The sequence below is a fragment of the Streptomyces sp. NPDC031132 genome (genome assembly GCF_055570595.1).
In genome coordinates, this window is record NZ_JBVIGX010000053.1 from 22415 (window position 1) to 32969 (window position 10555).

9 protein-coding genes are annotated in these 10555 nt (G+C 73.1%); 3 read left to right on the forward strand and 6 right to left on the reverse strand.

The genetic code is table 11. From position 1 onward, the window contains the following. Window positions 1–10: 10 nt before the first annotated feature. Window positions 11–703: a M15 family metallopeptidase gene (locus tag ACZ49B_RS36805; RefSeq protein ID WP_468315032.1), complete on the reverse strand. Its 693-nt coding sequence runs from the start codon at window positions 701–703 to the stop codon at window positions 11–13. A gap of 29 nt (window positions 704–732) precedes the next feature. Between ACZ49B_RS36805 and ACZ49B_RS36810 the strand changes: the two genes are divergently transcribed. Then, a complete protein-coding gene (locus ACZ49B_RS36810) occupies window positions 733–1245 on the forward strand; it encodes an NUDIX domain-containing protein (protein WP_468315034.1) in 513 nt (170 codons plus the stop codon). A 56-nt stretch (window positions 1246–1301) separates the two neighbouring features. Here the strand turns inward: ACZ49B_RS36810 and ACZ49B_RS36815 are convergent, their stop codons facing one another. Together ACZ49B_RS36815 and ACZ49B_RS36820 are read right to left on the reverse strand one after the other, a co-directional pair. Then, window positions 1302–1880, reverse strand: a complete 579-nt coding sequence (locus ACZ49B_RS36815; protein WP_468315036.1) for a hypothetical protein — start codon at window positions 1878–1880, stop codon at window positions 1302–1304. A 76-nt stretch (window positions 1881–1956) separates the two neighbouring features. Continuing rightward, window positions 1957–4575: a glycoside hydrolase family 31 protein gene (locus tag ACZ49B_RS36820; RefSeq protein WP_468315039.1), complete on the reverse strand. Its 2619-nt coding sequence runs from the start codon at window positions 4573–4575 to the stop codon at window positions 1957–1959. 190 nt (window positions 4576–4765) lie between these two features. On the opposite strand from ACZ49B_RS36820, the gene ACZ49B_RS36825 reads away from it, so the two are divergent. Beyond that, complete coding sequence (locus ACZ49B_RS36825) at window positions 4766–6748, forward strand: acetoacetate--CoA ligase (RefSeq protein WP_468315042.1); 1983 nt, start codon at window positions 4766–4768, stop codon at window positions 6746–6748. Window positions 6749–6812: 64 nt separating this feature from the next. Then, window positions 6813–7745: a hypothetical protein gene (locus ACZ49B_RS36830; protein WP_468315044.1), complete on the forward strand. Its 933-nt coding sequence runs from the start codon at window positions 6813–6815 to the stop codon at window positions 7743–7745. Between the two features lie 73 nt (window positions 7746–7818). On the opposite strand, the gene ptsP is transcribed toward ACZ49B_RS36830, so the two are convergent. The 3 genes from ptsP to ACZ49B_RS36845 all read right to left on the reverse strand — a co-directional run. Beyond that, window positions 7819–9489 (reverse strand): phosphoenolpyruvate--protein phosphotransferase, encoded by a 1671-nt coding sequence (ptsP, locus tag ACZ49B_RS36835; RefSeq protein ID WP_468315047.1) that lies wholly within the window; start codon window positions 9487–9489, stop codon window positions 7819–7821. 75 nt (window positions 9490–9564) lie between these two features. Then, window positions 9565–10014: a PTS sugar transporter subunit IIA gene (locus tag ACZ49B_RS36840; protein WP_468315048.1), complete on the reverse strand. Its 450-nt coding sequence runs from the start codon at window positions 10012–10014 to the stop codon at window positions 9565–9567. A 336-nt stretch (window positions 10015–10350) separates the two neighbouring features. Then, window positions 10351–10555, reverse strand: a 205-nt coding sequence (locus ACZ49B_RS36845; RefSeq protein WP_468315051.1) for a hypothetical protein, incomplete at its 5' end; no start/stop codon positions are given.

Below are 10555 nucleotides of genomic sequence, written 5' to 3' on the forward strand. Positions count from 1 at the left end.
GGCACGGTACTCACGGCCGGACCGAGGCGACAGAGACCGGGAAGTCGAAGGAGGAATCGGGAAACGCCTCGGGCTTGAACGTGAAATGCCACCACTCCTCGGGCAGGTTCACGAAGCCCTGGGCGGCGAGCGTCCGACCCAGCAGCTTCCGGTTGGCGCGGGCGGCGCCCGTGATCCTCGGGTTGTCGGTGTGCGAGAGCGGATCGAACCGGTCGAACGGGGTCCCCATGTCGACCGGCAGCCGCAGCGGCAGCCGCACCAGCGTCACATCGACGGTACTCCCGCGGCTGTGCCCGGACTTCTCGGCGATGTACCCGTCGGGAATCAGCCGCGCCTTGTCGACGTCCGGATAGAACTCCGCCTTCGTGGACTGGTCCTGCGGATCCGCCGCCCACCGGACGAAGCGGTCCACCGCGCGCTGCGGCCGGTAGCAGTCGTAGACCGTCAGCGAGTACCCGCGCGGCAACAGCTCCCGCTGCGCGCGCCGCAACGCCTCGGCGGCCGGGCGGGCGAGCAGGCACACGGGCTCCTCGTACCCGTCCACGACCGCGCCGGTGAAATTGTCCGCGGTGGCGTACCTGATGTCCTGGCCGATGGTGGGATCGACCTCGGCCAGGGCCACGAACCCGGGCGGCGCCGAACTCCCGGTGCCGCCCCCGGCGAGCACCGCCGCACAGCCCATCACTCCCGCAACTGCAGTCATCCTCATACCCCTTGGCATATCATCGCGACATGCAGGCACAGCCGAGGGACTCGCACTGCTCCACCTGCGGTTCGCTGTTCGACACGACCGCCTGGCCCCGTACGTGCGCCTCGTGCGGCGCCGTCACGTACCGCAACCCGCTCCCGGTGGCCGTCACGCTGCTCCCGGTCGAGGACGAGGCGGGCACCGGCCTCGTGGTCATCACCCGCACCATCGAGCCGGCGCTCGGCGGCATCGCCCTGCCGGGCGGCTTCATGGACTTCGGCGAGGACTGGCGCGACGCGGTCGTCCGCGAGCTGCGCGAGGAGACGGGCATCCGCGCCCCGGCCTCCGACGTCGTCCTGGCCGACGCGATGAGCTCCCCGGCGGGCCACCTGCTGCTGTTCGGCCTGCTGCCGCTGCGCCCGACGGCATCCCTGCCGCCGTCGGCCCCGACGGACGAGACCACGGGCTGGCACGTCCTGCGCACGCCGACGCAGCTGGCGTTCCCGCTGCACACGCAGGCTGCCGCGGCGTGGTTCGCGGGACGCTACGACGGCTGACGGCGGGGCGGGGGCACGGGTCGGGCCCGGCGTGATGCCGACCGGCCGCCCGCCGCTCATACCCCCAGGTCCATCACGTAGCCCGCCATCGTCACCACCGCGACGGCGGCGGCCGTCACCGTCAGCCCCCGTCCCCACAACGCCCTCAACGGCACCGGCCGGACCCGGAGGCACGCCCCCGCGGCCATCGGGAGCACCGCGCTCGCCACCGTGCAGGCCCAGACCACCCCGAACCCGGGGGCCGACGCGACGTGGTCGCGCAGCCACCCGTGGGCCGGCAGGGCGGGCGCCGCCGAGACCGGCACCAGCAGGACCAGGACCGCGACCGGCTCCGGCCATGCCGTCAGACGGGCGGTCAGGCGCCCCAGGAGCGCCAACGGCTTGACGAGCAGCAGCCCGTGCAGGAAACCCACCGCCACCGCAGCGACCGACCCGACCCCGAACATCACCAGGAATCCGACCGGGGACGCCTCCTGCCTCGCGACCAGCAGCCCCCACGCCGGCAGCAGCTGGCAGGCGCCCACGACCTCGGCTCCCGGCGCGACGTCCCACGGCCGCGGTAGGCGCAGCGCCCGCAGCCCGGGCACGTAGGCCCGCGCAGGCCTCGTCGGGTTGGCCGGGCTCGCCAAAACCATCACAAACCCCCTGAACGAACGGCTCCGACGGCAGTACGATCGGTCGCCGCCGCACAGGGCAGGATCCCGCTGCGTCCTAGAGGGGGCCTGCATCCGCGCTGGAATGCGCCCCGGAAACGGCGCCGGATCCCGGTGCGGGAGCCGGGCCGGGAGCGGCCGCGGTCCCCGATGCGGAAGCCGCGGCGGGCACCGAGCCGGATCCCGCCCCGGACCCTGCCCCGGTTCCTGCCCCGGATCCCGCCCGGGTTCCTGCCCCGGTTCCTGCCCCGGACCCTGCCCGGGTTCCTGCCCCGGTTCCTGCCCCGGATCCCGCCCCGGCCGGTCCCGGCCCCTCGCGGTCGAGTCCCCGTACCTCCACCCCCTCCACGGGCTCCCCGGCCTCGTTCTCCACCACCACCGCGTCCCCCAGCCACCGCACCGTGTACCGCTCGACCTCGCCCGGCCCGAAGCCCGGCCCCGGGTCCCGGATCACCACCCCGCCGCCCGTGCGTCCCCGTGCCGGAGCCCACGCTTCCAGGGCCACCCCGCCCTCACCGGGCCGGCGGACCGGCACCACCGCCCCCGCCCGGGCCAGTACCGGGATCCGCCCCGGCGGGGCGTCCAGCAGGATCTGCCCGGGGCCCTCGTACGCCGCCCCGGTCGCGGTGTCGTACCACCGCCCCCGGGGCAGCCGGACCGCCCGCCGGTCCGCCCCGCACTCCAGCACCGGCGCCACCAGCAGCGCGTCGCCGAGCAGGAAGGCGTCCTCGCAGTCCCGCAGCGCCCGGTCCTCCGGCGCCCCCCACCACAGCGGCCGTACGTACGGTGCCCCCGTCCGCCGCGCCAGCTGGGCCAACGTCATGAAGTACGGCCGCAGCCGCTCCCGCTCCGCCAGGACGGCCCGCGCCCGCTCCTCCACCTCCGCCCCGAACTCCCACGGCTCCCGCCGCCCCGCCCAGATCGCCGAGTGGGTCCGGAACAGCGGCAGGTACGACCCCAGCTGGAGCCAGCGCAGATACAGCTCCGGCGAGGGCGCGCCCCCGAAACCGCCGACGTCCGGGCCCGAGTACGGCACCCCGCACAGGCCGAGCCCCAGCACCAGCGCGAGCGAGGCCCGCAGCCCCTCCCAGCCGGTCTCCACGTCCCCGGACCAGCTGCCCCCGTACCTCTGCATCCCCGCCCACCCCGACCGGGAGAACAGGAACGGCCGCTCGTCCGGCCGCAGCCGCACCAGCCCCTCCCAGCCCGCCCGCGCCATCCCGAGCGCGTACACGTTGTGCGCGGCCCGGTGGTCCCCGCCGACGCCGTCCATCGCGTGCCGCGCCGAACGGGGCAGCGTCATGTCCCCGAACGGCGCGAACGACACCGGTTCGTTCATGTCGTGCCACACCCCGGAGAAGCCCTGCTCCAACCGCTCCGCGTACAGCCCGCCCCACCAGGTGCGCACCGCCGGATCCGTGAAGTCCGGGTACGCGCACTCACCGGGCCAGACCTCGCCCCGCACCTCCTGCCCCTGCGCATCCCGTACGAACGCCCCGCCCGCCCCCACCGCGCGGCCGGACTCGTGGACCGCGTCACCCGCCTTCACCGCCGGGTCGACGATCGAGACGAGCCGTACGCCCTGCTCCGCCAGCTCCCGCGCCAGCCCCGGCAGATCGGGGAACCGCTCCTTGTCGACCGTGAAGACACGGTGCTCGTCGTAGTGGTCGATGTCCAGGTGCACGGCCGACAGCGGGAGCCCGCGCGCGGTGTAGCCCGACACCACCCGCCGCACCTCCTGGGCGCTCCCGAACCCCCACCGCGCGTGCTGGTACCCGAGCGCCCATTCGGGCGGTACGGCGGCCTGGCCGGTCAGCCCCGACCAGCCCTGCAGCACCCGCGCCGGCGTCCCCACCAGCACCCAGCACCGCAGTGGCCCGCCCTCCATGCGCAACTCGCTCGAGCCCGGCCGGTCCGCCCCCGAACCGGCGCCCTCCTCGCCCTCGCGCAGCGCCACCCGGCCGTCCCAGGAGTTGTCGTGGAACACCAGGTGGGTTCCCGCGTCCGCGACCACCATCTGCACCGGCATCGTGATGTACAGCGGATCGTCGCCCGGCCCGAAGCCGCCCTTGGGGTCCGTGTTCCACAGCCGGTACTCCCCGTCCCGCAGCCGCGGTCCGCCGGCCCGCCCGCCCAGCCCGAAGAACCGGGCGTCCGCCGGCACCTCGGACCGCTGCAGCCACCGCGATTCGAGCGGCTGCCCGGCGACCGGCTCCGCCGGCTCCCACCACCGCGGCGGGAGCTCCCGGCGCAGCACCGTCCCGCCGGGCGTGCGCACCTCGACCGCCCCGTGCCGGGACACCGCCACCGTGACCCGCTCGGACACCACCCGCCAGCCGCCGCCCGTGTCCGGTTCCAGCACGGCCCGCGGATCGGGCTCCGGCCCGCTGCCGACCAACGCGTACGAGGGCGTCGGCGCGGCCCCGTCCCAGCCCCAGAACACCGCGCCGCCCGCCGTGACCCGTACGAGCAGCTCCGACCGGGCGAACCGCAGCACCCCGCCGCCCGGACGCGGTTCCGTACCGGTCAGCAGACCCGGCACGCGGGCCCGCTCCGCGCCCCGGCGCGGGAGCCCCACCGCGTCCGCACGCCGGTGGCGCCACGCCGAGCGCCACGCGCGCCGTCCGCGCTCCGTACCGATCTCTTTCACCGCACGCACCAGATCGCGACCCTTCATGCTGCTCACCCTGCCACCGGCCGCCGGGCGAGCGGGCTGCGTTCAACTTCCGTTCACTCGTCCATGGCGCCTCTGGTGCGGATCTAGATCGCATGGCATGGTCCCTGTGAGCCGCCGCGCGCACACCCACCGCGCGACGGCACCGTACGCACACCACGCGCGAGCCGCAGACTTGACCGGGAGCCGACCCATGACCTCAGCCACCCCGCCGGAACCCCTCTGGTCCCCGAGCCCCGACCGCATCGCCGCAGCCCGCATCACCGCGTTCCAGGCCTGGGCCGCGGAGCGGTTCGGAGCCCCGGCGGACGGCGGCTACCCCGCGCTGCACAGCTGGTCCGTAGACGAGCTCGACACCTTCTGGCAGGCCGTCGCCGAATGGTTCGAGGTCCGGTTCACCACCCCGTACGACTCCGTCCTCGCGGACCGCTCCATGCCGGGCGCGCGCTGGTTCACGGGTGCCGAGCTCAACTACGCCGAGCACGCCCTGCGCGCCGCCGAGGACCCGGCGCGCGCGGACGAGCCCGCGCTGCTGTACGTGGACGAGACCCACGAAGCCACCCCCGTCACCTGGGCCGAGCTCCGCCGCCAGGTCGGCGCACTCGCCGCCGAGCTGCGCGCCCTCGGCGTACGCCCCGGCGACCGGGTGAGCGGCTACCTCCCCAACATCCCCGAGGCCGTCACCGCGCTCCTCGCCACCGCCGCCGTCGGCGCCGTGTGGACCTCCTGCGCCCCCGACTTCGGCGCCCGCAGCGTCCTCGACCGCTTCCAGCAGGTCGAGCCGGTCGTCCTGTTCGCCGTCGACGGCTACCGCTACGGCGGCAAGGAGCACGACCGCCGCGACACCGTCGCCGAACTGCGCGCCGAGCTCCCCTCGCTGCGCGCGGTCGTCCACATCCCGCTGCTCGGCACGGCCGCCCCCGAGGGCGCCCTCGCCTGGTCGGACCTGACCTCCGCCGCCGTCGAGCCGGTCTTCGAGGCCGTCCCCTTCGACCATCCGCTCTGGGTGCTCTACTCCTCCGGTACGACGGGCCTGCCCAAGGCGATCGTGCAGTCCCAGGGCGGCATCCTCCTGGAGCACCTGAAGCAGCTCGGCCTGCACTGCGACCTCGGCCCCGAGGACCGGTTCTTCTGGTACACCTCCACCGGCTGGATGATGTGGAACTTCCTCGTCTCCGGCCTGCTCACCGGTACGACGGTCGTCCTGTACGACGGCAGCCCGGGCTACCCCGACACCGGGGCCCAGTGGCGGATCGCCGAGCGGACCGGTGCCACGCTGTACGGGACCTCCGCCGCGTACGTCATGGCCTGCCGCAAGGCGGACGTGCACCCCGCGCGCGACTTCGACCTCTCCGCCGTGAAGTGCGTGGCGACCACCGGCTCGCCGCTGCCGCCCGACGGCTTCCGCTGGCTCCACGACGAGGTGGCGGAAGACCTCTGGATCGCCTCCGTCAGCGGCGGCACCGACGTCTGCAGCTGCTTCGCCGGCGCCGTCCCCACCCTCCCCGTTCACATCGGCGAACTGCAGGCAGCCTGCCTGGGCACCGACCTGCAGGCGTGGGACCCGTCCGGCAAGCCGCTGACCGGGGAGGTCGGCGAGCTGGTCGTCACCAACCCCATGCCCTCCATGCCGATCCACTTCTGGAACGACCCGGACGGCAGCCGCTACCGCGACAGCTACTTCGAGATGTTCCCCGGCGCCTGGCGCCACGGGGACTGGATCACGATCACCGACCACGGCTCGGTGATCATCCACGGCCGTTCCGACTCCACCCTCAACCGGCAGGGCGTCCGGATGGGCTCCGCCGACATCTACGAGGCCGTCGAACGGCTCCCCGAGATCAAGGAGTCCCTCGTGATCGGCCTGGAGGAGCCGAACGGGGGCTACTGGATGCCGCTGTTCGTCCACCTCGCGCCCGGCGCCACCCTCGACGACGACCTCCGCGGCCGCATCAAGGCGACGATCCGCGAGGAGCTCTCCCCGCGGCACGTCCCCGACGAGATCATCGAGGTCCCGGGCATCCCGCACACCCTCACGGGCAAGCGCATCGAGGTCCCGGTCAAGCGCCTCCTCCAGGGCACGCCCATGGCGAAGGCGGTCAACCCCGGCTCGGTCGACCAGCTGGACCTCCTGCCCTTCTACGAGGAGCTGGGCCGCACCCGGACCCGCGGCTGAGGTCACTGTCAGTGGTCGTGGTTACCGTGAGTGAGCAATCGAATGCGCCACTCAGGGGGAAGCCATGCCACGGACGCGCCACCACAACGGCCGCACCACCGGCGACACGACCGGTCCCACCACCCGGCGCCGCATGCTGCGCCGCGAAGTCCCCAGCACCGTCGGCCTCCTGGCCGACGCCGGGGACTTCGCGGCCATGCGCGGCTACCGCAGCTTCACCTTCGACCACCACGACGACTACAGCGACTACCTCCGGCACGTCGACGGCCTGCTCCGGTCCCTCGCGGCCCAAGGCATCCACACGACGGTCGCCCTCTTCGACCCCGACGAGTACGCCGAGTTCTGCACGGAACACGGCCTCGACCCGGACACCGCAGCCGCCCGCACCCGCTTCACCGCCGAACTGGCCGGCGCAGGCGCCGTACTGCCCTACACCGGCCAGCCCATCGACGAACTCGTCCCGCTCCTCGTCGACGAGGCCGTCCGCCAGGCCACCTGGGAGTACGCCACCAGCCTGCTCGCCGGCGTCGGAAACTGCGCCGACTGCGGGGAGGACATCGGCCACGCCTCCTTCACCCGGGCCGCAGACACGCTCACCCGCCTCGTCGACGGCGCCGGACCCGGCCACCACCACCTGGTGTGCAGCGTCCCGACCCAGGACGAACAGCTCGTCGCGGTCCTGCACGCCGAAATCGCCGAGAACCGGGAAGGACCACCGCGCATCGAGGGCCGCGCGAGCCTCGACTTCGTGACCGTCCTCGCCGCCGGCCTCGCCCTCGGCGGCCCCGGGGGACTGGTACTGCGCAGCACCACCGGGGGCTTCCGAGACCGGGTCCACGGCTGGCGCCTCGACCGCGGCCGCCTGGTCCCGCTCTCCGCGGCGGCCGTGTTCAACGCCTACTGCACGGACGCCGACACCGGGGACCCCGTGGCCCCCGAGCCCGGGGTCGAATACTGCCCCGGCTACGAGGTGGACGGCCCCACCCCGCACCACTAGCCGGCCGACCGGGAGACGACCGAGGGGCCCCCGCCACCGGCGAAGGCCCCTCGATCGACAACACCCTGCTCGGCTACTCGCCGGACAGCACCGCCTGAGCGGCCACGCGGGCCTCCTCGGCACTGTCCACCGCACGCGCCGCGGCAGCGGCTCGCTCGCACTGCGCCAGCGTGTACTTGGCGAGCGTCGCCCGCACGTAGGGAATCGAAGCGGCACCCATCGACAGAGAGGTGACACCCAGGCCCGTCAGCACACAGGCCAGCAGCGGGTCCGAAGCGGCCTCGCCACAGACACCGCAGCTCTTGCCCTCCGCCCTGGCGGCCTCGGCCGACATGGCGATCAGGTCGAGCAGCGCCGGCTGCCACGGGTCCTGCAGCCGCGACACCGCACCCACCTGACGGTCGGCGGCGAACGCGTACTGGGCCAGGTCGTTGGTGCCCAGCGACAGGAACTCGACCTCCTGCAGGATCGAGCGCGCCCGCAGCGCGGCGGAGGGGATCTCCACCATCGCGCCGAACTTCGCCTTCAGGCCGGCCTCGCGGCACGCGTCCGCGAACGCCTTCGCGTCGATCCGGTCGGCCACCATCGGCGCCATGACCTCGAGGTAGACCGGCAGGCCCTCGGCCGCCTTGGCCAGCGCGGCGAGCTGCGTGCGCAGCACGTCCGGGTGGTCCAGCAGCGACCGCAGACCGCGCACGCCCAGCGCCGGGTTCGGCTCGTCGGCCGGCGTCAGGAACTCCAGCGGCTTGTCGGCACCGGCGTCCAGGACGCGTACGACGACACGACCCTCGGGGAAGGCCTCGAGCACCTTGCGGTAGGACTCGATCTGCTTCTCCTCGGACGGCGCCTTCTTGCTGTCGTCCAGGAACAGGAACTCGGTACGGAACAGGCCCACACCCTCGGCCCCGGCCTCCACGGCCGCCGGCACGTCCGCCGGACCGCCGACGTTGGCCAGCAGCGGCACCTTGTGACCGTCGGAGGTGGCACCCGGGCCGGACGAGGCCGCGAGAGCGGCCTTGCGCTCGGCGGCCGCGGCCTCCAGCTCGGCCCGCTTCTCGGCGGTGGGCTCGACGAACAGGTCACCGGTGCTGCCGTCGACGGCGATGACCGTGCCCTCGGCGATCTCGCCGGCACCCGGCAGCGCCACGATCGCCGGCACGCCCAGCGCCCGCGCGAGGATCGCGCTGTGGCTGGTCGGGCCGCCCTCCTCGGTCACGAAGCCGAGGACGAGCGCCGGGTCGAGCAGAGCGGTGTCGGCGGGGGCCAGGTCCCGCGCGATCAGCACGTACGGCTCGTCGCTGTCCGGCACGCCCGGCATCGGCACGCCGAGCAGCCGCGCCACGATCCGGTTCCGTACGTCGTCCAGGTCGGCCACCCGGCCGGCCATGTACTCCCCGGCCCCCGCGAGCAGGTCGCGGTACGAGGCGAACGCGTCGTACACCCCGCGCTCGGCGGTGCTGCCGACAGCGATGCGCCGGTCCACGTCCGCCATCAGCTCGGGGTCCGTGGCGATCATCGCCTGGGCCTCGAGCACGTGCTGAGCCTCGCCACCGGCCAGCTGGCCGCGCGCGATCAGGTCGGCGGATACAGCCTCCACGGCTTTGCGGGCGCGCCCCTGTTCGCGCTCCGCCTCGTCCGCGGTGATCTGCTTGGCCGGCGGCTCGAGAACCGCCGTGCCCATGTGCCGCACCTCGCCGATCGCCACCCCGTGGCTCACGCCGACGCCTCGCAGCGTTGTCTCCATTTCACCCGTCTCCGATTGAGCGGCGGGCCCAGCCGCCGCGGTGGATGTCCGACCCGCCCGTGCGGGGCGGACGCGTCACTGCCAGCTGAAGAGAACGTCTCCGGCCTTGACGTCGCCGTCCTCGTTCACGTCGCCGAGGGATTCGGCGGTGGCCTCCAGCGCCACGACGGGGCAGATCGGCGACTTGCCGGCGTCCTCGACGGCCTGCGGGTTCCAGCGGATGACGGCCTGACCACGGGTCACGGTGTCGCCCTTGTTGACGAGCAGCTCGAAGCCCTCGCCGTTGAGCTGGACGGTGTCGATCCCGAGGTGGGTGAGTACGCCGTGTCCCTCGCCGTCGACGACGACGTACGCGTGCGGGTGCAGGGAGACGATCACACCGTCGACGGGGGACACCGCCTCCGAGGGCTCACGCACGGGGTCAATGGCAGTGCCCGGACCCACCATTGCGCCGGAGAACACCGGATCGGGCACTGCCGCGAGTCCGATGGCGCGCCCGGCGAGTGGGGACGTCACGCTGGTCATGGGGGGCCTCCCAGGGGTGGGGCTTCATCGTGTCGCCGTCACAGCCTGTGCTGCGACGACATACTTTTTGAAGGGTATGTCATGACACGTCCCGGTTCGCACGTAGTGAACCCCCTGCCAGGAGGCCACGACGCGCTGCCGCGACGACGTAGTGGACTAGACCATACGCCTGAATCGATTTGCTTGGGCACCACGGGGCCTGTACTGTCGTGACTCCCGCCAGGACGTGCCGCGTGAACATCTCGCGAACAACCGATGGACGGGAATCCTCCTCTTCAGTGTCGATCCAGATCCTTGCCTCCTCTCGTATGCCTATTCGGTAAATCGGGTGAGTGGTCAGGGAGCCGGAAAAGCACTGATAGAGTCGGAATCGCCGGAAAGGGAAAACGCGAAAGCGAAGACCCCGGAAAGCAAGCGGGACTGGCTCTGATAGAGTCGGAAACGCGAGAACGAAAGCCCGGAGGAAAGCCCGAGAGGGTGAGTACAAAGGAAGCGTCCGTTCCTTGAGAACTCAACAGCGTGCCAAAAATCAACGCCAGAA